The sequence below is a fragment of the Halobacterium jilantaiense genome (assembly GCF_900110535.1).
GTDB lineage: Archaea > Halobacteriota > Halobacteria > Halobacteriales > Halobacteriaceae > Halobacterium > Halobacterium jilantaiense.
Genome location: NZ_FOJA01000001.1, coordinates 812795 through 835349, shown reverse-complemented (window position 1 = coordinate 835349; position 22555 = coordinate 812795). Strand labels below are relative to the sequence as shown.

Annotated in this window: 24 protein-coding genes; 17 read left to right on the top strand and 7 right to left on the bottom strand. The window is 58.1% G+C overall.

The features are described from left to right. Window positions 1–150: 150 nt before the first annotated feature. Window positions 151–690: a TATA-box-binding protein gene (locus BMW35_RS04365; RefSeq protein WP_089668167.1), complete on the top strand. Its 540-nt coding sequence runs from the start codon at window positions 151–153 to the stop codon at window positions 688–690. Between the two features lie 9 nt (window positions 691–699). Here BMW35_RS04365 and BMW35_RS04360 read toward each other — a convergent pair whose 3' ends face one another. Continuing rightward, on the bottom strand, window positions 700–1248 hold the full coding sequence (locus BMW35_RS04360; protein WP_089668166.1) for a TATA-box-binding protein: 549 nt from the start codon (window positions 1246–1248) through the stop codon (window positions 700–702). A gap of 432 nt (window positions 1249–1680) precedes the next feature. Between BMW35_RS04360 and BMW35_RS04350 the strand changes: the two genes are divergently transcribed. From BMW35_RS04350 to BMW35_RS04315, 8 genes are all read left to right on the top strand, one after another. After that, the gene (locus tag BMW35_RS04350) at window positions 1681–2226 is read left to right on the top strand and encodes a DUF8112 family protein (RefSeq protein ID WP_218138587.1); all 546 of its coding nucleotides are present in this window, start codon (window positions 1681–1683) and stop codon (window positions 2224–2226) included. Further along, a complete protein-coding gene (locus BMW35_RS04345; RefSeq protein ID WP_089668164.1) occupies window positions 2223–3167 on the top strand; it encodes a hypothetical protein in 945 nt (314 codons plus the stop codon). The genes BMW35_RS04350 and BMW35_RS04345 overlap by 4 nt, the downstream gene beginning before the upstream one ends. Beyond that, on the top strand, window positions 3160–3441 hold the full coding sequence (locus BMW35_RS04340; protein ID WP_089668163.1) for a hypothetical protein: 282 nt from the start codon (window positions 3160–3162) through the stop codon (window positions 3439–3441). Before BMW35_RS04345 ends, BMW35_RS04340 begins: the two co-directional genes overlap by 8 nt. Next, the gene (locus BMW35_RS04335) at window positions 3434–4246 is read left to right on the top strand and encodes a DUF8168 family protein (protein ID WP_089670350.1); all 813 of its coding nucleotides are present in this window, start codon (window positions 3434–3436) and stop codon (window positions 4244–4246) included. The genes BMW35_RS04340 and BMW35_RS04335 overlap by 8 nt, the downstream gene beginning before the upstream one ends. Window positions 4247–4643: 397 nt before the next feature. After that, entirely contained in the window at window positions 4644–5579 is a 936-nt protein-coding gene (locus BMW35_RS04330; RefSeq protein ID WP_089668162.1) for a hypothetical protein, read from the top strand. After that, entirely contained in the window at window positions 5579–6256 is a 678-nt protein-coding gene (locus tag BMW35_RS04325) for a 3'-5' exonuclease family protein (protein ID WP_089668161.1), read from the top strand. Before BMW35_RS04330 ends, BMW35_RS04325 begins: the two co-directional genes overlap by 1 nt. A 67-nt stretch (window positions 6257–6323) precedes the next feature. Beyond that, window positions 6324–7043: a hypothetical protein gene (locus BMW35_RS04320; RefSeq protein ID WP_089670349.1), complete on the top strand. Its 720-nt coding sequence runs from the start codon at window positions 6324–6326 to the stop codon at window positions 7041–7043. 1485 nt (window positions 7044–8528) lie between these two features. Further along, window positions 8529–9431 (top strand): hypothetical protein, encoded by a 903-nt coding sequence (locus tag BMW35_RS04315; protein WP_089668160.1) that lies wholly within the window; start codon window positions 8529–8531, stop codon window positions 9429–9431. Between the two features lie 91 nt (window positions 9432–9522). On the opposite strand, the gene BMW35_RS04310 is transcribed toward BMW35_RS04315, so the two are convergent. The 3 genes from BMW35_RS04310 to BMW35_RS04300 all read right to left on the bottom strand — a co-directional run bounded on the left by BMW35_RS04310 (window position 9523) and on the right by BMW35_RS04300 (window position 11705). Further along, window positions 9523–10065 carry a hypothetical protein gene (locus tag BMW35_RS04310; RefSeq protein WP_089668159.1) on the bottom strand — a complete coding sequence of 181 codons (543 nt, stop codon included), beginning with the start codon at window positions 10063–10065 and terminating at the stop codon, window positions 9523–9525. Window positions 10066–10384: 319 nt separating this feature from the next. After that, window positions 10385–10597: a hypothetical protein gene (locus BMW35_RS04305; RefSeq protein ID WP_089668158.1), complete on the bottom strand. Its 213-nt coding sequence runs from the start codon at window positions 10595–10597 to the stop codon at window positions 10385–10387. A gap of 250 nt (window positions 10598–10847) precedes the next feature. Further along, on the bottom strand, window positions 10848–11705 hold the full coding sequence (locus tag BMW35_RS04300; RefSeq protein WP_089668157.1) for a CBS domain-containing protein: 858 nt from the start codon (window positions 11703–11705) through the stop codon (window positions 10848–10850). Window positions 11706–11813: 108 nt separating this feature from the next. On the opposite strand from BMW35_RS04300, the gene BMW35_RS04295 reads away from it, so the two are divergent. Genes BMW35_RS04295 through BMW35_RS04285 form a run of 3 tightly spaced genes read left to right on the top strand, consistent with a single transcriptional unit; the run spans window position 11814 to window position 13445 of the window. Next, window positions 11814–12170, top strand: a complete 357-nt coding sequence (locus BMW35_RS04295) for a DUF8165 family protein (RefSeq protein WP_089668156.1) — start codon at window positions 11814–11816, stop codon at window positions 12168–12170. A 53-nt stretch (window positions 12171–12223) separates the two neighbouring features. Continuing rightward, window positions 12224–12493, top strand: coding sequence for a DUF8110 family protein (locus BMW35_RS04290; protein ID WP_089668155.1), 270 nt, complete (start codon window positions 12224–12226; stop codon window positions 12491–12493). A gap of 43 nt (window positions 12494–12536) precedes the next feature. Then, window positions 12537–13445 carry an ADP-ribosylglycohydrolase family protein gene (locus tag BMW35_RS04285; protein ID WP_089668154.1) on the top strand — a complete coding sequence of 303 codons (909 nt, stop codon included), beginning with the start codon at window positions 12537–12539 and terminating at the stop codon, window positions 13443–13445. A 187-nt stretch (window positions 13446–13632) separates the two neighbouring features. Here the strand turns inward: BMW35_RS04285 and BMW35_RS04280 are convergent, their stop codons facing one another. Together BMW35_RS04280 and BMW35_RS15265 are read right to left on the bottom strand one after the other, a co-directional pair. Beyond that, a complete protein-coding gene (locus BMW35_RS04280; protein WP_089668153.1) occupies window positions 13633–14748 on the bottom strand; it encodes a tyrosine-type recombinase/integrase in 1116 nt (371 codons plus the stop codon). Continuing rightward, a complete protein-coding gene (locus BMW35_RS15265) occupies window positions 14745–15659 on the bottom strand; it encodes a hypothetical protein (protein ID WP_143052145.1) in 915 nt (304 codons plus the stop codon). The genes BMW35_RS04280 and BMW35_RS15265 overlap by 4 nt, the downstream gene beginning before the upstream one ends. Before the next feature lie 307 nt (window positions 15660–15966). Between BMW35_RS15265 and BMW35_RS15260 the strand changes: the two genes are divergently transcribed. The 4 genes from BMW35_RS15260 to BMW35_RS15255 all read left to right on the top strand — a co-directional run bounded on the left by BMW35_RS15260 (window position 15967) and on the right by BMW35_RS15255 (window position 20410). Further along, entirely contained in the window at window positions 15967–16512 is a 546-nt protein-coding gene (locus tag BMW35_RS15260; RefSeq protein ID WP_143052144.1) for a hypothetical protein, read from the top strand. A gap of 480 nt (window positions 16513–16992) precedes the next feature. Further along, a complete protein-coding gene (locus tag BMW35_RS04275; protein WP_089668152.1) occupies window positions 16993–18297 on the top strand; it encodes a hypothetical protein in 1305 nt (434 codons plus the stop codon). Window positions 18298–18330: 33 nt separating this feature from the next. Further along, the gene (locus tag BMW35_RS04270) at window positions 18331–19512 is read left to right on the top strand and encodes a tyrosine-type recombinase/integrase (RefSeq protein ID WP_089668151.1); all 1182 of its coding nucleotides are present in this window, start codon (window positions 18331–18333) and stop codon (window positions 19510–19512) included. Between the two features lie 145 nt (window positions 19513–19657). Beyond that, window positions 19658–20410, top strand: a complete 753-nt coding sequence (locus BMW35_RS15255) for a hypothetical protein (RefSeq protein WP_143052143.1) — start codon at window positions 19658–19660, stop codon at window positions 20408–20410. A gap of 10 nt (window positions 20411–20420) precedes the next feature. Here BMW35_RS15255 and BMW35_RS04265 read toward each other — a convergent pair whose 3' ends face one another. After that, on the bottom strand, window positions 20421–21431 hold the full coding sequence (locus BMW35_RS04265) for a tyrosine-type recombinase/integrase (RefSeq protein ID WP_089668150.1): 1011 nt from the start codon (window positions 21429–21431) through the stop codon (window positions 20421–20423). A 463-nt stretch (window positions 21432–21894) separates the two neighbouring features. Between BMW35_RS04265 and BMW35_RS04260 the strand changes: the two genes are divergently transcribed. Next, window positions 21895–22530, top strand: coding sequence for an SDR family oxidoreductase (locus BMW35_RS04260; protein WP_089668149.1), 636 nt, complete (start codon window positions 21895–21897; stop codon window positions 22528–22530). Window positions 22531–22555 lie beyond the last annotated feature (25 nt).

The following is a 22555-nucleotide window of genomic DNA, read 5'->3' as shown; positions in this document are numbered from 1 at the left end:
CCTGTCGTTTTCGCATATGAACCTACGTCACCTCTGGACAGCTGCGATTCTTGGCAGTTCGTACATCCAGCAAAGACCGACGACCGAGACAGTCAGTTACCGTAGGTTATTATTCGGCGAGACGAGTGACGTGACATAGAGGATTACAGAATGGTCAGCGTGGAGAACGTCGTCGCTTCGGGCTCTCTGGGTATAGAGCTAGACCTTGAGACCGTAGCACGTGAATTGAGTGAAGTCGTTGACTACGACCCAGAGAAATATCCAGGTGCCTACTTCCGTCTTGATGACTCTGCACCGCTGATCACGGTTTACCGTACGGGCAAGTACATTATCACTGGAGCAGACTCAGCGGACGAAGCATCTGCTACTCGCTCGGAATTCCTCCGATTACTCACAAACCAGAGTATCCTTCCGAAGGCCGAGGACGAGTGGTATAAAATTCAGAACTATGTCTGTATGGAAGACATTGGCCAACAACTGAATCTCTCAGCGCTTGCTATCGGACTGGGGCTAGAAATCACTGAGTATGAGCCAGAGCAGTTTCCTGGATTAATCTATCGACCAACAGACCATGACTGTGTGCTGTTAATCTTCGGTTCTGGAAAGGTGATTATTACTGGGGCAAAAGACGTTGATTCGGCTGAGGAGTCAGTCACTGGCCTCTTAGAGCAGATTGATTCTCTCTTCTAAGCACGGATTTTAAACGCGTTCAATGGTACTCAACTGTTCCCGTAGGTGATCCACCGCATCAAGAGCTTGGCTCCGGTCAGTAGTTCCACCAATGATGATCTTCCCGCTTGCGAAGACCAGCAAGGTGACCTCGAAAGAGGGAGGGCGATAAATGAGCCCGGGGAATTGCTCCGGCTCATATTCGGAATTTTCCAGACCAAGAGCGATCATCGCAGTTTCAAGATCCACCCTTCGGTCAAGAGATTCCATGAATACCGAAGTTACATGTTCAAAATCGTAACCGTCTATTTCGATTTTAAGTTCATCTAATTCCTCTCGGAAACGTCTCTCAGCCCGAGCCAACCCCTCTTCAGTCTCGGCACCTCGGATTTGGAACGACCCAGTTCGATAGATTGTGTAGGCGGGTCCACCTTCCTCTAATCGGATGGTCACCATAGCGTCTCCATGAAAATTCGCATCTACTACCCCACCATTTTGTGACTGCAGATCGCTGACGAGAGGCTCTAAGTTCAGTTCGCGCCCGAGCGAACCGGTCCCCATTGTACTAACGATCTCCATTGCAACCTCTCAATAACTTATTCTCCATCTGCACAGACCACTTCCCGTAGTTCTTCAAGCAAATCTTCCCGATTATCCGATAAAATCTCGACGTCTTCATCGATACTTTCGATTTTTGTACGAATCCGACTAACAACACGATAGCGGTAATTGTCTGATACGTCAGCTTCTCCTCGTATGATCTCTCGTTCTCGTTCAGTGAGGAGTCCCCGATACTGATCGTCCACCATACCGCCACTTCGCCACCCTGCGTCAAAGTAATTCTTACTGCGGATAGTCCCTATATTCCTGCGGGCACCATAGTTACTACCCACAGTAATCTTTATATGACTGCATGCAGTAATGGCTGGTAGGAAGGCTCGGCTCCACGGGGCACGATCACACGAGAATGCCCGGATGCCTGTAACATCCGAGCTGGGCTCTTCCAGAGGTATGCAAGAACCCATGGACGAATCAGAGTCAGTTGATGAAGAGAGCATCGATAACCAACTCCTTGAAGAAATACATCAATTAAATGATTTTTCGCTCGGGGAAGGGGCCGCGACGTGTCAGGTGTGCGGCTCTTCTTTTTGTGAGGGTGATGCGGTTTTTGTGTACGTGTTTCGGCCGGCTGGCGAGGTGATGTTTCAGGTTGGTTACGTAGTGTGTGGTGACGAGGGTCATGAGCTTCCCACGGAGTACACGCTTGGTGTGCGGGAATTGCTTGTCGAGGGTCGCATCGGGCTGTGCTCGGACGGGGCGACCCAGTCGTCATGGCCGGTGCTGTTGGATCCTGTGGTGGTGGGGGTGAGTTCGGCGGCGACGAAGTCGGTGCGGAAGATCCCGGATGGTGGGTCGCCTGCGAACGTCGCGTCTAACGTTGAGGAACCAGAAACACACGAGGCGTCAGCAGAGGTGTCCCTTGACGAGGCGCAGCGTCGTACGAGCCGCCCAGACAGTGATGTGGTTCGTGGGTTGTTCTGGGGTGGTGAGCGATGAAGTCGGGTGAGTCGTGGCTCGCGGATTCGCATCTCGATGTCGAGCTGGACGTGCCGCGGTCGGTGGAGGAGATGTTGCTGCCAGACGTGTACGTCGGCCTCGAAATCGATCTGCTGTCCCCAGGAGACGGCATCGTCACGGATCGGCATCACGCGTCCGCTGAGCGATACGAGTCGGACGATCCGATGAATCAGATCGAGGGGCAGATCTCACCGTTCACCCTTTCGGGGTGGCTGCGGCACGGGTGCGAGGAAGCCGTCCAGATCGCTGGCGCGACTGCGTGCCATCCCGGAGAACCGAATGCGGATTATATGCGTGCGGAGACGTACGAGCGTGATCTCGACTCGGGGTACCACGAGAAGGGGGCATGCCTGGGTGACCACGATGCGGGTTGTGTCATCTACGACCTGTTTGGTGGGTTCGGTTCGCAACCTGGGAAGTTGCTGCGTCGTCCGGTGTCGTTTTCGCCGATTCGCCGGCAGGTGGATGTCCTAGACGGTGAGGCGGAGGCGCATTATCGGCAGATTTCGAATCAGGTGCGGTCGCGGAACGAGGAAGACGGTGGGGAGCCGCTTCGGCAAGCGGACCGAGATGTGCTCGGAAACGTCGAGGGGACGTGGAAGTTGTCGCTTCGGGAGTTGAAGCCGGAGTTCGTCGGGCTGCTCCTTGAAGCTGTGTCGTTCCTGGACGCGCATAGCGATGAGTTTGAGTTCCAGGTTGGTGGCGCTCGGAATTTCGGGGCCGGGATCGCTGATGTGTGGGTGATTAATCCGTTGTACAGTGAGCGTGAGGTGCGGCGGGTGTTTGATCGGGCGAAGGCGGCGACGTCGGCGATGGAGGAAAAAGACGACCTTTGGGCCGAGGAGTGTCGGCCGGAGTTTGTGCGGGCGTTGCAGGCGCGTGTTGAGGCGCGTACTGGGGAGGTGGTGCGTGATGCCTGACGACTCCGAAAAGGATGACAGCGGTCCTGAGACGGATGATACAGGGTTGAATGAGTTGGTTGAGCCGTCGGTGGATTTGCGGACGGCGCAGGAACACGAGCGTACCGAGCCAGCTAACGACGCAGGTAGCGAGACGACGCCGAGTCGTGGTGGCGAGCTAGAGCCGGACGCCCGGGGTGGGGTGGATGAGTTGGTGGATCCCTCGACAGAGTTGCGGACCGCCCAAGAGCAGGAGGTGGCGGGTGAGGTTGCTGGGGGTGGTGGTGATGAGTGACGCTGCTGAGAGTGCGGTGGTGGAGACGGAGAGTGCGCCGTTGGTGGGGGTGTATCGGCATGATGTGCATAAGGCGCGGTTGCGGTCGCATGCGGATGCCGAGGACTGGGTTGCTGGCGTGCGCGTAAACCAGGCTGTGCCGCGTGGGGCGGATGGTGATGCGGCGTTGCTGAGTCGGCCACGTGGCGAGCCCTCACAGACGTTCGAGGGGCATGACTCGCCGTACCGGCTTTCGTTGGTGTCGGGGAGTATCTCACCGCTCGTCGAGACGGCGAGCGTGTGGCCGGCGATTCGTGACCTGATTCAGTTGGACGACCCGGTGGAGTTACACGCAGCGTGGTTGGCGTCTCGGGAGGTCGGGGTCTTCTCTGAATCGGTATATTATCCGTATACGTCGCTGAAGTACCACACGCTGCTGGCGGCCGCGCTCTTCGACAACTATCGTGCTGGCTACGACTTCGAGGACCTGTACCTCGCCGTCGAACCTGCTGGTAAGGGATCCCCGGATGTGGTGCCGCATCGGACAGTCTTAGAGACGGCTGGGGTTGCGTTGACGGTGACTGGCGAGCCTGATGGACGGCCCGCAGCGCGGCTTGGTGGTGGGCCGGTGCGGTCGTTTGCGGATGTGTGGAGTCGGCTGCCGGAGCATCCCTTCCAAGCTGATTCGGGCCGTGAGTGGCGGGTTCTGGATGCGCAGCTGCGGCGAATCCGGTCGTGGTCGACGGCGCTGCAGTACATCGAGGATTACTGCCGGCGGTTCGAATCGGGTGGTGGTAGTGCTGCGGGTTTTGGGGGTGGGAGGTGATGCCGGTGGGTTGGGGGCGTGGTGGTGGCCCCGAGTGTGGGGTGTGGGTGGTGCTCGTGGTGGGGCACCGCTCACACCGACGGGGTGGTGCTCGTGTGGCGGGCTGTGGTGGGCGTGCCACAACTCGCACTCCGGGGCGTGACCCTCAGGGTGGGTTTGGGCGGGTGGGCTGCGTGGTGGCAGCCCGTGCCCGCCCAGGTGCCCGTCGCTGGCTGGCGATGCATGTTCCCCGTCGCCAGCCCCAGTGCCGGTTTGACGCCCATCCTGCTACTGCGGGGGCAGCCCATTCCCTGACATCTGCGTGTCCATGTGAGCAGGAGTCACTGGAATTCAGGCGTGTTCGTGGTTGGTGGTTGGCGAGTCAGTGTGGTCGCCGGTGTGTTGGGGGTGGTGTGGTGTGACGGCCATTCAGCAGGTGTTGTTTGAGGTGGACGGGCACTATCTCGGCCATCCGTACTTCGTCTCTGGGAATGCGCTCTACAATGCGTTAGCGCGCCGCGTTGACGACGTCGCGGGGCGTTCGCTGCACGTGAGTCATGGGTTGTTTGTGCCGGGCGAGTACGGAGAGTACCCCGCTGCTCACTCAAGGGATGGGTATGCGGGGAAGTTGGGGATGTCGTTGCCTGAGGTTGCGGCGTACGAGGATTTGTTCGTGTTCCGTGATCCCGGGCAGCGGTGGTTGCTGGATTCGCGGCCGCGGGACGCGCACAACACGCACGATCTCGCCAGTCATGGTGGGCGGCTTGCGTTCACAGATAGTGTGCAGTTTGCGCGCCCTGTGGAGATGCGGGCGCATACCCGGACGATGTCGTGGTTCCTGCACTGCTACCTCCACACCCCTGACGACACCGTCCTCCCGCTCGACGAGGACGTCCTAGATGGGATTCAGGTTGGTGGGGCGCGGAACTACGGGTTTGGCGAGTTGTCGGTCGCGGACACCCAGCTCGTTGAGCTCGACGACCTCGATTATTCGGGCTTAGCGGATGCGGGTCAAGGCTACCAGTTGGAGGTGGTGTCGCCGTACGTCCTTGGGAGTGAGTCGCCGCATGGTGATGCCCAGGCGGTGCCGTGGTGGTGGGATGTGCAGGGCGACTTGACAGGTGGGTTGCGACAGCGGACAGGGCGGCTCGTCGACGGCGACGACACGTACGAGCTCGAACTCGTCGATCACGGCCAGGTCGTCAACTATGGTGGTGATCGGCCGGTGGAGACGGCGGTGAATGGCGTGCTGCGGGTTGGGACGCATTCACGGCTTGGATTCGGTGAGTTTCGGCTCCGACCGGCTGGCCGTGACCGCGTTGAGTCACGGAAGGAGGCTGGGGGTGATGAGTAGTGGTGCTCGAATCGGTCGCCTTCGATATTGAGACGACCGGGTTCGGCGTCGATGATGCAGTGACGGTGGTCGGGTTCGCAGTGCCGATGGGTGTCCGGGTGTTCGTGCAGACGGGTGGCCGGTCGGTGACCGGGCTTGAGACACGAGTGCGGGAGCGTGTTGACGAGCACGTGGTGGTGTCCGTCCACGAGAGTGAACGAGAATTGTTGGAGGGGGTGGGAGAGTTTGTTGGGCGGAGGCTCTGTGACCGCGAGGTCCTGTTGCTGGCGTACAATGGTGAGCGGTGGAAGTCGGGGTTTGACTTGCCGTTCCTGCGGACGCGCCTCGCCCAACATGGCCTCGCGTGGCCGTTCAGCGACGTCCCGTACGCGGACCTGATGCCACTCATCTCCCGGCGATTCAACACCACTAGGAGTGACGCGAGCGGCGATGAGTCCCAGTCAGACTTGGTGGGGGTGTATGAGACGCTGTGCGGTGGCGAGTACAGTGGCCTCGATCCGTTCGAGGCGAGCAAGGAGGCCGTATCGGCGTTCGAGGCCGGGCGGTTCGGTGACGTGGTGGTGCACAACGTGGCGGATGTGTTGCGGACGCAGGCGCTCGGCCGGCTCGCGGAATCGTACTGCAGTAAATCAGATTTCAACGTGAAATCACTCACGCCAACAATCACAGACTCATGAGACACAGTAACACGACAGCAGCGACGGTAACGTGGACGAGTGACTGCGGTAAGCAGGGAGAGTGGGGATGACGGAGTTTTCGCGGGCAGACATCCAGGAGCTGCAGACTGCGGGGACGGAGTCGCAGGCGCATCTGTGGCCGAAGGTGGAGTTGGCGGCGCGGAAACGCGAGGAGCGCGACCCGTACTATCCTGGTGAGTACCGGTTCGAGCGGAAAATGGCGGACCGCGTCCCTGACTGCCTGATCCTCGGGGAAGGAGTGAACCGCTGGATTGAGTTCGTCGCCGGCAGCGACCAGCCATACCGTGAGAAAACCCGGGAGGCACTGCGGCTGGGGGCAATCATCCACTGGGTGTTCCACGAGGACCACATCGAGCAGATCGAGGATGCGCGGGAAGCGCTTGGCGGTGATCTCCAGCAATCGGTCGAGTTCGGCCGGTACAGTCCTCGCCTCGAAACGTTATCGTTGGGGGAGCCGATTACGTACCGGAATTTCGAGATGCCTGTCGAAGCTCTCGAAGATTTGGTGCCGGCCGAGATCCTCGGGTATCGCAAAGGCGCAGCGCGCATCCAACAGAAAGGCCTGTACCTTGATCTCGGGCTCTTCGACTTCGGTGGGAGCCAACGCCGGTTATTCGCGTCCGATCCCGACGCGCACTACTATCATTCGCTTGCGCCTGGTGAGCCGATGGATAACCTTACGCGGCGATTTCCGTCGAAGGATGGGTTGCGGGAGTTGATCGAAGGTGGGCAGTTGACGCGGCTCGGCCCCGTCGCTACGCAGTGACAGTCACGCCGCCCGACGACCAATCGGTGAGTGCTGGGCACCGCCAGTAGTATACTCGATTGCCGGGATATTCAGCAACTCGTTGATGCAGTCCACTTTGTTCGATGCGTCAGTTACTGGAGTCGGCGTAGGGAGCCTGAGACCGTGTTTAGTATCGTATGATTGGGTTTCAACTATACGTTCTCAATTCAGCAGTGTCCTGCTACAGTTTTCAGTGAGATGTATTCGATGACACAGGCGGGCGAGATGCCATCCTCAACTACGATCTCTGGACGGCAGTACTGGTCGCTGAGCGCATCGAACAGTTTGAGTTAGCGTTCGACCGAGCTTCGGGAGTCACTGTTTCCGACGACGTACTTCGGATGTTCGCCTCTGCGGTCGACGGCCAGGTCCCGGAAGTGAATGTTACCGTGCAATACGAGTCTTCGAAGAGCGACCAACTACAGTCCAAGAGTGGGGTTCTTGATTCCGTTCGATCAGTCTATTATGCGGATCCGAACCGAGCGCGCCACCAGATCCGATTCAAAAACACGACATTATATTACCTCTTGGTTGATCCCCACGTTGAGGCAACGTCCCCGGTTGGCGTGTACAGTAAGGCCTACAATCGACACTGGGATACGAATTTGGGAGCCGTACGTAGCATCGAAATCGCTGGACTGGAGTAAACTCAAAGAACCGTCTATATCTCACATGCACCTCCTGATAGAGGTCAGAGAGATCGTAGACTTCACTGGTAAGTGATTTCCCTGTATTTACCGATCTAACCAACTGTAGTGACTCTTCTATAACACCCTTTGTTGGATGTTGGTGCCGGTAGGGATGAACGGGAGAGTACCGGGAAATGGGGGGACGCTTCGGACTGACGGTGAGGCCAGTGAGCTATCGGGCGCGGTGGCTGCTGGGGATGAAGAAGCCGCTGGTGGGAACTGACGAGTGGTGGGCAACTGTAGCGCGTGATAGCCGTGCTTGCGGAGGTGACGCAGAGGCGGAAGCCTGCGTTGTCCGTGCTGGTTGAACTGGTCGTGGTGAGCGGGTCTCGTTGGCGTTGTAGTTCGAGGCCGGTTCTGGGCCGCGATTCTCAACATTTCGTTGTTGGGGGAGCGGGTGGGCGTGACGGTGCGAGCGATATTTCAACTTCTCAGATTCGGTGTCGGTATTCTTATGCTTTCGTGAATATGGAATATGGAAATCCGTCATCCTATAACTAGATATCTAATCTCAGATTGTGGGGTAAACGGCCTGATGGGTTCGTTTTCTGGGGTTATCGGGGGGTGGCCGGGGGCTAATCCTTTTATGTGGGTCGTTCAAATCCGGGGTGCTGTCGGACGTGATGAGAAACTGGAACCGACGGGGGCAGAACGGTGCCCTCGGCCGCACTGTGACGCGGTCCTCGGGGCCAGATTCCCCGCTCATCATCCGCAGTGTACACAAATCGAAACTATGCAGACTACTACAGAACCTGTAGCGGACGCGAGAAGTCAGGTGCATCGCATCGCTGACTACTGGACGACCCACGGTGAACTGCCGGACGACGTTTCGTGGGACACGGTCGCTGAGCACGCGCACACACTTCACGACGCCATCGAGGAACAGATCCAGACCCACGCAACCGGCACGGGGCTGACGCGACTCGAAGCCGAAGTGTGGCGGCTGGCGAAGCTGATGGCGCAGGAGCCAGGGGTCGTGATCACGGATGGCATCGCGCTGGTGCTAGCGGTGGACGACGGTCCGTTCCACACCGCCGCCGTCGAATCGGAGGCAATCACGCCCAGGGAGGTTGATAAGTTGTTGGCGCGTGTCGAGGAGAACGTTGCGGCAGCCCAACGGCTGGCGATGCTGGCCGCTGACCCGGAGTTCGAAGCCGAAATTGAGAATCCGGAAGTCGTGGTCCTTGACCGCTGGACGCGTCAGCGACTAGAGGACCTGGCGGAGCCAGGCGAGCAGACGATCGAGGCGGTCGTCCGCCGGCACTGCGACGCGGTTGAAACGCGACGAGAACTCGGGACGTTTTGCGAGGAGTTCCTCGACGAGGTCGGCCGTGAGAACGTCGTCCAGATCACCGTTGCTGAACAGGTATCCGAGGGGGCGGTGCTCTTACTCACCGTCCACGGCAACGTGTCGCTGGAGGACGTCGATGTGGTGGCGGAGACGAATGCCATCACGATCGCAGACCGGCGCTTCGACTTCCACGTCGAGGTCGATCCGTACGGACCGTCATCGCTGAACTGCACGACGATCTATGGGACTGACCCGCCAGAAATCGGGCAGCCGGACGACTCCCAGTCCGAGGTACCGCTCACAGACGGCATCGACGCGGTCACGGACGCAGTAGCTGCCCGAATCAACGACGAGGACGCCCGCACGCCCGGGACCGCCCTCGACTAACGCAGCCGGCGCTGAGGTAGAGCAGGTGAGCGCTCATACCCAGTGAGAGGCATCGCTACGCAGCCACACAGCCAGCGGCCTTCTTTTCGGATCATTGTTCGCGTGGTGTGTAGACGGTGTGGCGGTTCCAGAGTTGTTCTTCGTGGGTTGGGAAGGTGTGTGGTGGTGAATCTGCGGGCGTGAGTTCGACAGTGGTCTCGATGGATGTCCCCCAGGGAATTGGTGTCCCGTGTTTCGTCCAGAGGACGACGTCATCGACTTGTTTCATGGGAGGGGGTCCGGTGGTCGTGAATCGGATGTGGACAGACGTGGGGTCTTCGATGGGGGCGTGGGCAATCCACCTCGCTATTGCGGTATAGTCGCCGTCTCGGTAGACAGAATCCGCAACAAGGGGAATGGACTCGCCGGCGATCGAGAGCGAGCAAGACAGCTGGTCTTCGGCAGTGATTGTTTCGTGAAACAGCTGGCTGCCGAGAGCAGACTGGGTCGAGGGAATTCGGGTGGGGGTCCCGACAGCGAGAGCGGTCCAGAAAAAGAGCGTTGTGTCGGGTGGCACTTCGAATTCGTGTGTTGCATCGTCGAGCGGGAGTGGCAGTTCTACAGCGGGGTGTGAGAGCCCGTCACTCCAACTCATCAGCACGATACACGGGGGGCCTCGATGGGTCGTTAGGGCTGGTGGCCGGGTCTGGAGTTAAGTCAACGACTCGAAAGCGCTGGGTCTCCCCGAGTCCTGGAAACCGGCCCGAGTTGCAATGATAGCAATGCGCGTCCAGCGTCTCTCCAACGGCTTTCTGTTCTCCAGTCGTGCGAAATCTGGCAGCAGTTCCACACGCTTCGCAGACCGTATCAAAGCGGTTCCCGGAGAGGGCTTGATCCGTGTCTAGTTCGATTTCTTCAACGGTGGTCGTGTGAGTCATCAGGGAAGCTACGCGGTGGCGCGTGACTGACCGTAGTCAGTGGTTGTTCGCCGTGGCTTTGATTTCGTCCTCGTAGTTCCAGCCAAGGTCTTCGTGTACGGAATCTTTTGACCCGGAAATATGGCCTTTAATGCTCCGCACGGAGTCTGACTCGTACTCTCCACAAATCGGGCACGCGTACTCGCCGTCTTCCTGGGTCACATCGCCGATGATCTCGTCGAACTCAAACGGCGGGTCATCTGAAGGCATACCTCCACGTTCCAACACAGAATCAATAAATCCCGGCACCAAACCCTAGAACCGTCCTAGATTATCGCTCCTAGACGCACTCCTAGACTCGCTCCTAGATAGAACTCAGGCACCATCGCGGACACATCACACCGCTCGCGCGTGACCGACCGTGCCCTACGTGTTCGTAGTTGGTGATGACGGCGTCTGTCGAGAGTTTCCTGCCGGACGATGATGAGATGGGTTTGGATATCGGTTGTAAATGGAGGCACTACGAATGCGGGTGAGGTCCGGGGGTGGGCGAGGTATCTGTGGGTGTAGTGCTTGGGTTATACCCGTGGTCTTGGAGGGCTGTGAGGACGTTGTTGATGGTTTCGAGTGTGTTGTGGAGGTTTTCTGTGGTGCGGCCGGTGGTGAGGAAGTCGTTGCTGTCGGTGTTTTCGACGAGGAGGTTTGCGTGGGCGACGTCGTTGCGGAGTTCGGTGATTTCGTGGAGTCGTGTGTCTGCAGCGCCTTTCGTCGAGAACTCGCAGGCTTCCCAGCAGGCTTCGACGCTGGTGACGATGGTTTCGAGTGTGGAGAATTGGGCGTAGTGGAGTTCGTCTAAGGCGACGTTGGCGGCCTGTGCGTCTTCGTAGCGGGCTTCGATGTCGTCGAGTTCGGCTGCGGTGACGGGTGTGGTTTTCCAGTCGGGTTTCGTGTCGAGGATGAGTTCGCGGAGGTGTTCTTCGAGGTACGTGATGCGGTCGAAGAGGTAGATGCGGGCGGGAGCGGTGTTTAGGTCGGCACGGGTGAGGATACCGGTGACGTGGTTGTGGCCGCCGAGAAAGTAGACTGGTTGCTCGATGAGGGCAGACAGGACGTCGGTGAACTGGGTGTCGCCGCTGATCAGGTGGTCGATTGTGAGCGGTGTGAGATGCGCGTCGAGGGTGTCGCCGTCGTCGTCGGTCGTGACGTCGTCTTTGTGGATGAAGCCGACTGGGTCGTCGTCGCTGTAGATGGGCGCGGCGTCATAACCGTTCTCCGCGAGCCATTCGGCAGCGATGTGTGGTGGCGTGTCGCGTTGGAGGTGCTCAACAGAGTGGGTGGCGAGCTCGGCTGCAGTGCAGTCGTAGAGATCACGGGGCATATTGACCGCTGCGGAGGGTGGCATCTTCAAAATAGGGTCGCCAGATATGGGTCGGAGCTATCACCACCACAAAACTAATGCTCATAGAGCATATATCTGTATCTAATTATGCTCAAAGGGCATTTCGGGTCGGCCGGGGCGAGTATCGAATACGGTGCCGCCGGCTGTCTGTTCCCCATCGACGAACTCGATGCAACCATCCTCCAGTACCGAGATGCCCAGTTCGCACTCGACGATATCGATGGCGCGAACGTCATCGTCATCGCCCCGACGAGTCTCGCAACCAGTTACTTCCTCACCCAGCACGCGCTCACCGCGATCCCCATCGACAGTCTCCCCACTACAATCCAAACCCAGATCGCTGACGAGCTTGACGCGCCCCTCGACACGTTCGGGCTCATCCAGATCGGCAAGTGGAACAGTGACAGCTCGAACCACTCGCTCACGGAATTCACAACCGCTTGAGCCGCCCCCGTACACGCACGAAAGCAACCCGACCCAGCAGCACATGAGGACCAATGACTGAGACACTCGCGGACGACTATCCAGAGGCCACCCCGTACATCCAGAAGGCTGTCGACGAGCACGGTGAAGACTGGGTGTTGGAGCACTACTACGAGCAGCTCTACCCGCTTTCGCGGGTGATGGCGATGCCTGAAAAAGACGACCTCCCGTTCTACGACGAGGACGAACATGACACAATGACCGAGGAGGAACGAGTGGAGATGTACCAGGCGTGGGCGGAGTATCGGGAGAATCTCCGGACCGGAATGAGGCCCAGCGAGTGACTGATGCCCGATGTTTTTCTCAGCGGTCGTTGTTGAGTGACGTATGGATTCGGATCGCGCCCGTGGCGTCCTTCTCGGGTTAGCGTGTGGAGATGCGTTAGGTCGGCCGGTTGAGTTCTCGTCGCCAGCACAGATTGAAGCGGAACATGGCCGGCTGACTGAGATGGTTGGGCAGGGGACGTGGAACCAGCCTGCGGGGACAATTACGGACGACACCGAGCAAGCCCTGTGTATCGCGCGGAGTCTCGTCGAACAGCAGGACTTCGACCCCGGGGACATCGCGGACCGATTCGTTGCGTGGTACGATAGTGACCCGTTCGACATCGGCCGGATGACGATGAAGTCGCTGAGCCGCCTCAAACACGGCGACCAGTGGGACGAAGCCGGCCAGCACGTGTGGGAGGAGAGTCCAGAGGGACAGAATGCGGGCAACGGGAGCGTGATGCGGTGTCCACCGCTCGCCATCCCGTACGCGACCGACTGGGAGCGACTCGTCGAGGTGAGTCGGCAGTCCTCGCGGATTACGCACGCTGACCCGCGGTGTACCGATGGCTGCTCGATTCTGAACCTCACCGTGGCTGGCTTGCTTGAAGACGCAGATGCGCCGCTGCAGGATGCCCTCGAATACGTTGGCTCGGACACCCCTGACGAGTTGATGGCCGCGCTGCGACCGCTCACTCGTGGCGAGACACCCGACACGTTGGAGACGTCAGGCTACGTGGTCCACTCACTGCAGACGGCGCTCCACGACGGGCTCTCGGCAGACAGTGCTGAAGAGGCAATCGTCACTGCAGTCAATCGCGGCGGAGACACCGATACGATTGGTGCTGTTGCCGGTGCAGTCTCGGGAGCACGATTTGGAGCATCGCAGCTTCCCAGCGGGTGGCTATCAGCGATCGACGAAACGGGCGAACTCGAAGCATTAGCGAATCAACTTGTGGAAGTCGTATAATGCATATTCTGGCGTTCAACCGGGGTTGGACAGTGGCTATAAACTCGTAGCCAAACGAGAGGTGGTGCCGCTGGGGTGCGTGTGTCACTAGGCGCAGGAGACCGACTGGAGGTCGTCACAGTCAATCTTAGTGCCGCCCGTGAGTCCGTAGTAGAACGTCCACTAGGTGGTACTCTAAGACCGATGATTACCAGGCGTCACGAACAGAGTCGGCACGGTCCTTGCGCCGACGGCGTTTCGAGCGTGGGTCGTAGTGCTTTTCGAGAGTCTGAATTGAGACGTCGAATCGTTGGCTGGCGAGATCAGGACGGAGGCCACCACTCAGGTGGTGAACGATTGCCCCGCGTCGAATCGCATGGGGATAGTACGAATACGGACACACGGCCGCGTCCGGGTCACAATCTCCGTTACAGTCTGGCGGATCCGGGTCCGTAGGATGCCAGCGGCAGCTCGTTGCCTCGTAGACGGTTCGGCGAAGCGTTGACTGGGATGCTCGACCCTGGCTAGTCGTGAACAGCGGGTCGCGGCCATGGGGTTCTGTGATGTCGGTGCGCTCGTACTGCGTGTAGAGGTCGAGCGTTCGAGTGGCAGCATCGTCGAGGAGGATGTTGCGTTCGCCGTCGCCGCCGCGTCCGTGATTCTGGCTGCCATTCTTTAATCGTGTACCCTGCTCGGGACGGTGACGGACACGGAGTTCGTTGTTTTCTGGGTCGAAATCTTGGAGGTCGAGTGAGTGGAGGCCACCGATTCGGAGGGCGGCGTTCCAGAGCAGTTCGAGCACGGCGTGCTTGAGGGAACCTTGGCGTTGCTGGCGGAGTCGTTCGAGAATCGTGTTGGCTACGGTGGTGGGGAGCGCCTCGTCGCGTGCGCTTGGTTCGAGCCCAAGTTCGTCCTTGTCGAGGATGCGGTAGACTCGTTCTGGACAGTGGCCGCGTTTGTTGAGCCAGCGCAGCCACCCACGGACGTTCTTCGTGTGGGTGAGGATCGTCGCGTCAGAGTCGTGAGTCGCTTGGAGGGCGTCGATGTATTGGTCGAGGAGGTCTGGTGAGATTCCTGCTGGAGTGGTGACTTCGTGGCTTGTAGCGAAGGCGATGAAGGGTGGGATGGTGCGTTTGTACTGCGCACGGGTTGCCGGACTTCGGTCCTGGCGACGGGAGACGAATCGCTCGCACAACTCTTGGAGTGTCGCCCGGTCTTGCGCTGAAGGGGGCGTCGTTTGGTCGTTGTCAGCGTATTCGAGGAGTTCTTTGATGGCTTGTGGATCGTCGGTTTCCGCTAGTAACTTGGCTAACTGCTCGGTCATGAGGTATTCTCAACATCGCTGAGAGCGACCCGGTAGATGTCGCTCGGAACGACTGCTGTGACCGAGTCAACAGGGGACCGGTCATCTGGATTCGTTTCACGTGTGGCGCAGTGGTAGTCGCGTGCTTTCTCGCTTGCGAGCTTGACACTGCGTCGAAGCGTGCCGACACTTGCGCGGCCGTGGATCGTAGTGAAGAGTGGCTGGCAGCCGGACTGGGAGGGAGTTTTTCGTTCGTGCTCGATATAGGTCTCAAGAACGTTCGTGAGATCAGGCGGAAGGTCAACAGTTTGCTCGTTGTGGAGGCCGGTTGCGGCGATAAGGTACGTCTCAGAGAGAGGGATTGATGCGGTCTGTTCATCGAGGTGGAGGTCTGAACGATTGAGGAGTCGGATTTGTGTTGGACGCGCTCTGGCTGCGAGAATGAGTTCGACGTACGCGTGGGTTCGGGTGCCGTACTGTCGCTGGCGGAGATATGCTCGAAGTGCATCAACAGAGCGTGTAATCTCCGAACCAGCCTGGAAACCGAACTCTTTGCTTAGGGATTCTTTGGCAGATTCTGGGCATGATAGGAGTTGGATTTCGGAGAAAAGCCGTACACGGAGTTCGTCTGGACTCGACTGGTGATGGAACGCGAGGAAGTTCAACAGCGAGTGAATGTGACCGGCTACTGTGTCGACGCTTTGGCCAAGCGTGGTGAGCAGATGTTTGGCGAATTCGGCGAGAGTGTTTCCAGGTGAATCGGGCTTATTCGCGGTCGGAGAGTACCAACTGAAGAATTTCCGGAGCGCATTCTGGTGAGAGAAGAACGTAGCGTCCGCGGTGCTCACTCGAAGCGATTGTAGGTATGTCTTCCTGGACTCCTCAAGAGTTTTCAGAGAGTGGTCGCCGAAGCCCCCTGAGCGACCAGTCATCCCGCACCTCCGTGAACATTGGTTGATTTCGCATGGGAGCTGAACACCCAGTGGTCACTCAGCACCCATCTGGGACCTGCTGGATTGCCTGTGTTCTCCCGGGAGCGATACGCCTCGCCAGGCATGGGGGAGAGTACGACCGGCCATGACATAAGTCCGATTGGCGTTTGTGGAGGCGGGATTGACGTCCGCAGACGGGCTGCATGGGATCGACTTTCGCTCTGACTGGATTTGCTGTAACGAGGTGGTGTTGGGTCTGACCGGCGAGGGTTCTTAAGTACCCGTTTCATTTACGGGGTTTGAACTGATGCCAGAATCAAAAGAACAGACCCAGAATGACGACGTGCTACCGTCGCAGAAGCGACGGTCAGTATCCGAGCATAATCAATTCCAGTTGCCAGCAGCATTCGTTACTGAAGTTGGGTTCCAAAGCTCCAGAACCGATACCGCGCGTGGTGCGAAGGTCGCATGGTACTACCACGAGAAACACGACAAAGCAGTGCTGGGAAGCGATACTGTAGATCGGCCCTCCTTGGAATTGGTAGGGGCGTGTCGGCTTGCAGGTGTCAGCAACGACGCGTTAGCGGCTGGCGATGTGGATGGTGCGCGAGTGACGATTATTTCTGAGCTCCCTGATTCAGTGTACGAGCGACTGACTCGTGGAGAGGTCGTGTTGAAGCCTGTGTACACGGGCGGGTCTGCTGAGTTAGACGCGACGTGCGTGTCGGTGTACCCGGCACGGGAGTATGATCACGGACTGTTACCGAACGTGGATCGTGAACTCCGCGAGGTCGAGGATGGTGGCGGAACGGAACAGGTCGAGTCGATCCATCACCACACAAACTCAATTTAGGCCGTGGACGAGTCGTCCCCCACCGCTAGTGGGCGGCTTCGCGTTGGGGATTTTGTGAGGCATATTCGAGTCCGGTAGTTTTTGGAATGGTCACTTCGCCTAGTATATTGGGGTGTGACATGTAGGGTTTGGAAAACGCGGGACGGCGAGTGGTTACTCACACTTGATTACACACGGGCGATTCTGATGCTTGGTGAGATTGGGGGATAGGACGTAGATTTTGTGGTGGGTGAAGAGACGTGCGTGACAGAGAACGACACCGAGGTGAGCAAATATGATTGATTTCGTATGATTCTGGTCAATGGTGGTTACCGGTCGGATTGTGTGCCGGGGTCATCCTCTCAGCGGAACCACCAGGGGGCGGTGTGGTGTGATTAGAAAATTTGCTAGACACACACTCTTACTACCTACACAATATCCCTACAGTAACATATTTGCTAACTGGTAATTATTATCCCTATCCCTGTCTTATGGGGAGATATGACGCATCGATCAGACGACGACCCAGACGATACCGATGAGTATCGAAACTGGACCCACAATCTCGAAAGCCTCCAAGAGATTGGGGATGACATCCTCCACGATTGGCGGAACCAAAAGCCGAAATCACCCAGAGACTACCCAGCTGTGCGGTGGCTGAACGACAACGGCTACTCACATCTCAGGTGGGTCCTCCGCGAAAAACACGACATGGGCACGCGAGAATTCTTCGTGCTCCTGACCTCCGCCGGTGGCCAAGAAGGGTACCAGTGGCACATCGAGAATGTAGCCACGATCAGCCTTGCGAAGAACTACCTCGACGACCGCGTCGAATGCCGCGAGTGGCAGAATTCGACAAAGCAAACGAACCGCTCCCGGCTCAACGACGTCCTGCGGCGGTTTGCCGAGAAATACGGAGACAGTGACATCATCGCGCACGCAAACAACCCCTCACTTCAAACGGACCTCTACACGACGTTCAAAGTGATTGTCAAAGATCTCCGAGAGGAACTCGGGTCCAAAGAGTCAGCCTTCAAGCAGCTGCGTGCTGCACACCGGTTCTTCGAGTGGCTCGAACGATCGGGCCGCATCGAATACGACCCGATGGAAAACCTCGAAGACGAGTTCAAGTGGGACTGGGATGCCGAACCGACTCCACTGAACGACGAGCAAGTTGCGCAGCTTTGGATCACTGCTGAAACGGACGAAGAACGGATGCTGGTGATTGGGTACTGTGTGTGGGGTGTTCGGACCCGCGAACTGCCCGCGATTCACGCGGACCAGTTCCAGTTCGACCAGCAAAACCCAGTGGTCAACTTCGAGGAAGAACAGCGAAAGAACGGCCAAGGCGAAGTCAGCCTCCTGTTCGGGCTTGAGACGCTAGCAACTCTCCTCGACAAGCGCGCACGCCAACCAGATTGGAACGGATACCTCTTCCCGAGCCCGAAAGCCGACCGAGAGTTCCTGTGTGCGAAGCAAGCACGGGAGAAGTTCAAAGATCTCTGTCGAAGGGCGGACGTTACCATAGACGGCGACGTCGCTACCCCGAAACACGGCCGGTCGGCCTACTACAACGTCCTCGCTGACGCGGAAACCGAACTACTGGAGATGATCGCTCAAATTGCCGAGGAACAAGGCTCAAAAGACCTGAAGTCGGTCCGCGACTACTATTTGACCGAGGAGCGGCGAGACCGGTACCGGCGGATATTCTTCAGGCATCGGATCCGGAACGTCCTCCCAGATGACGCCTACGCGGATTCCAGCGATGGAATCAGCTTCGACAGTTCACTAGACGACTTCGAGTGAGACCACACGACACCAGACTCAGCCCATAAACCAATGACTGACCCCGTTGACGACGAAGAGTTCCTGAAACAGCGCCTCTCTGAAGATCCATCAGAGGAATTTCTCGAAGCGATCGCTTCAACGATCGTGGACGAGATGTCTGAATCGTTTCCGGAGCTCTCGCTCAAATCCCGTCCGATGGACGCAGTTCTCAGTGATTTCCGAGAGAAAAAACTGGAGGAAGTCAACTCGACGGGGCAGTACAAGCGGAAGCTGAATTACCTCCAGACGTACCTCACCGAGGAAGCACGCGTTGAATCAACAGAGGATCTCACTAGTGAGGACGTCGAACGGTACGAAAAGTGGCGGAAATACGAGTCTCTGTCGCGCGAGGACCCGCTCTCTGATGCAACACTGCGGGACGATCTGTATCTCTTCCGAGAGTTCATCCGATACCTAGTCGAACACCGGATGGCTCCCGCTCGCTTCGAGAAGTCTGTCGAAATCCCAGAGGTAGACTACGCTGAAGGAGAAGGTGTTGACGAGAAGCGACTCGACCCAGAGATAGCGAATGCAGCCCTGGAGTACCTTCGAAAATACGAGTACGCTGATGTCGAGCATGTCTCGATGGAATTGCTATGCCAGTCTGGGCCGCGGCGAGGCGGATTGGTTGGTCGTGATGTTCCGCACTTCGATTACGAGGAACGAGTGCTCAAGTTCGAAACCACCCAGGCGACGCCGCTGAAGAACGACGAGAGTAGCGAGCGCGAGATAACCCTCTATGGTGATGTCCCGGAGATCATTCAGGATTATCTCGAAAACCAGCGACCGCCGGAAACTGATGACGCAGGTAGAGAACCGTTGCTCACGAAAGGGAACGGGAGGATGAGTGCGTCAACGCTGCAGAAAATCGCCTACAAGTGGACGCGGCCGTGCATGGTCGGGTTAGACTGCCCGCACGACCGTGATCCCCAGGAGTGCGAAGCGGCGCAGACGAACAATGCTGCGTTCAAGTGTCCCAGTAGTCGAGCGCCCCATCACATCCGAACGGGCTACATCACCGATCAAAAGAATCGGGGCGTTTCAGCAGAAGGAATTGAGCAGCGGTGCGATGTCTCACCACGAGTGCAGGACCTTCATTACGACCTCCCCAACGACACCGAAGAGCGCGAGCGCTACGAGGACGAATTTAGAGAGGCCGAGGACGACCCCGATTCAGGATTCAATCACGACTAATGCTTGGCAGAATGATGAATGCAGGTAGATTTCAACTTTCTATCTGCTGCTTTTCTCCACTATAACGATATTAAAATATAACGGTGGCAACAGTAACCCAGGCGGCGTGCTTACTATTTTACCACTAGAGATAATCACCGGAAATATGAGTAGTCGGAATATCGATGATGTAGAACATTATAACAGAGTTGACTCCTATCTGGAGCTCTTCGATAGCCTTGATTTGGACGAAAAATCCCATCGAAGAATGTCGGTTTGGGTACTTGATGAACTGTTCCGGAGAACCCTCTCTTCAGTTGGTCGAGAATATCTGGGGTTTACAAGCGGTAATCGAGAGCGGAACGTGAAGATACTATGGCAGAAGTCCCTCGACCGTTTTGAATTGATGGATCAATTCGAAGAACCTGAACAATATTCGGGATATGTTCGCCAAATCCACTCATTTCGGAATAATACCGCCCATAATACGGATTATGACCCGCCTCAGTCAAACTTAGAGGATATTAGAGGAGAGGTAGATGATTGGTTAGAATGGCTGCTTTCCGAGTCACTACGATATAATTCAGAACACGAAGAGACGCCGCCGCGGGAGTTGATGATTGGGATGGCTAAACGGAGCTTAAATAAAATCCTCGCCGAGACAGAAGATGAAGATATTACAGATGAATTCGAGGACTGGCATACAGATATCCGTGAAAATGCTGTTGAACTTTATGAAACGATAGAATTCTTAGAAAACGAGGAAGCAGAAATTTCCGTTGAGCTGATTGACGCCTTGGTTGATGCGTTGGAACTTGCTCGTGATTACGAACAAATGCAAAAGACTGAAGCGCAGTTTTGGAGTGAAGTTAATGCCCGAATCGATGAGCACCTTCTACGCCGCGATCCTGGGCACTAAAGACGGCTGGTTACAGGTTATCTAGGTAATCCCTCCGCTGTTCCATCCGTTCCTGCTCAGTACGTCGGTCGTAGTGCTGTTCGATGACTTTCGGACTCACGTTCGCCCGGTCACTGACGACTCTGTCCGGCATGTCGCTGTTCAGGCTGTGCGTGATGCTTCCACGACGGATGGCGTGCGGGCTGACGCTCGATGGGCATTTCGAAGCGGCGTCACGAACGGTTGCCTCGCAATCGTCCGGGTCGCGGTCGTGCGGGCACTCCTCCCCGTGAGCGCATGGCCGCGTCCACCGGTACACGTACATCCGGAGCGTCGTCTTCTGCAGTCGTCCTTCCCGAGAGGCCAGTAACGGCTCTCTGCCGTGGTCGTCAGTCGTGTCGGGGCGTTTGTTTTCCAGCCAGTCGTCGAGGAGTTCGCAGATGTCGTCCGAGAGGGCGACGAGTCGCTCGCCATCGCCCTTGTTCTTGATCGGCGTATCGGTGTCAGGCCGATGCCGGACTTTCATGTATTGCTCGTCAGCGTTGTAATCGTCGACATCCATGGCGTGAACGCCGCCGACGCGCATCATCGTGTGCCACATCAACGTGAGCGCGACGTGCTGCGGGCCAGCGTACTCGTACTTCTCCAGGTGGGAGAGCACCGAGGCCGCCTGCTCGCTGTCGAGCATCACGTCCCGCGAGTTCTCGTCCGCCGTGATTGTCGGCGATAACACCTTCTCGCTGAGATCCTGTTCGACACCGTCCACGGCTTCCAACCAGCGGACGAACGAACGCAGGGAGTCCATCTGCGTCTTCTCGCTGACCTTGTTCAGGTCACCGTCATCACGCCGCCAGAGCCGGTACTCGTGGAGCTGCCGGCCGGTGAGCGTGTTGAGATTCTCGATGCCCTGCTCGTGACACCAGCGGACGAAGTGTCGAAGTCGGTAGTCGTGACCCTTGATCGAGGCATCCGCTAGTTCCGCTTCTTTATCTTTGAGGAACAGTTCGAGCGCTGCTTCCGGTTCGATTGGTTCGAGACTCATGGTCGGTTTTCTCCGCGTAAGCGAACCGCATGAGCCCCGGCTACTGCCCACGACAGATTTGCCACTACAGCAACTCAACCGGCCGAAATTAAGGGTTGTCACGCCCAATGCTCTAGGCCTGCAGCGCCCACTCGATTCCTTCCTGAATCGCGTCCAACTCTGAAGTGCGAGCTACGCTTCGCTACCGAGCGTAAATGCGGAAACCGAGGATACAGGAACGTCCCGGCTGAACCGGGGACCAACACGCTCCGTGTTGCGGCGTCTCGCCGTCTGCGATTGTCGCGAGCCAACGTTGGCTTCTGGAGGTGGTCGAGGTGGGACGCACCCCCAGGTCGCGGTCTGGACGCGGAGCCGCCAGCGAGTCAATTTCGGGTGTGTCCGTCCTGCGGCCACGACTGCGACGGGGCGGGTCTGCCAGTTGCTCGCCACTATCTTCTTCACTGTCCCGGCCGACGTTGCGCGTATGAACGTGCTCGTCGCGGGTTCGCACGGACAGGTCGGGCAACACGTGACTCGCATCCTCGCCGAGAGCGACCACGGCAGTCGGGGGATGGTTCGCGTCGAGTCCCAGGCCGCGGACATCGAGGAGTTGGGCGGCGAGCCGGTCGTCGCCGACTTGACCGAGGACGTCTCGCACGCCGTCGAGGGGGTCGACGCGATTGTTTTCGCCGCGGGCTCGGGCGGCGAAGACGTGTGGGGCGTCGACCGCGACGGCGCGACCGCCCTCGTCGACGCGGCCGAGGCCCACGGCGTCGAGCGGTTCGTGATGCTCAGCTCCATCAACGCCGACCAGCCCGAGAACAGTCCGGCGGAGCTTCGCGAGTACCTCCGGGCGAAGGGCGAAGCGGACGAATACCTCCGAGAGAGCGACCTGACGTACACGATTGTCCGGCCCGGGCCGCTGACGAACGAGGGCGGCACTGGCCGGATTCGAACGGGCCGCAGTCTCGACAGGAGCGACGTGGAGATTCCACGCGAGGACGTCGCTCGGACACTGGTCGCGGCGCTCGGGGCCGCGAGCACGTACGGTGAGACGTTCGAACTCGCGGCCGGCGACGAACCGGTCGAGGACGCACTGCGGGAGCCGCTGGACGGCTGACTGTCCGCCTCGGACCGAGAAGCGA